Source organism: Rothia sp. HMSC065C03 (genome assembly GCF_001837295.1).
Classification (GTDB): Bacteria; Actinomycetota; Actinomycetes; order Actinomycetales; family Micrococcaceae; genus Rothia.
Genome location: NZ_KV831983.1, coordinates 1 through 292, shown reverse-complemented (window position 1 = coordinate 292; position 292 = coordinate 1). Strand labels below are relative to the sequence as shown.

Annotated in this window: 1 protein-coding gene; it reads right to left on the bottom strand. The window is 53.4% G+C overall.

Going from position 1 to position 292, the window contains the following annotated elements; translation table 11 throughout:
• Positions 1-292: hypothetical protein (locus tag HMPREF2605_RS09475; protein ID WP_168167581.1), on the bottom strand; the 292-nt coding region annotated here is incomplete at both ends.

Here is a 292-nt window from a genome sequence, read left to right as displayed (position 1 = left end):
GATACCAAGCTTCAGGCGGCTCTTGTGCACTGCCACAGCAGCTTCAATCATCTTCTGGCTCAGCGGCATAATATCCACCAAACGGGTCATCGTCTCGTACGGGGTGACAAGGTTCAGAGTGCGCAGCGTCTCTTCACACCCGCTGGGATCCTCCCTGTACATTTCTTCCTCAAGCAAGTCGAGCTTCTGATCCAGCGACATGGTCGGAATCTCTTCACGCAGAGTATTGAGCCAGTCATTAGCAGATTCAGAATCAGGCGCGTCATCCACACGGTACTGAGCCATCTTCAGC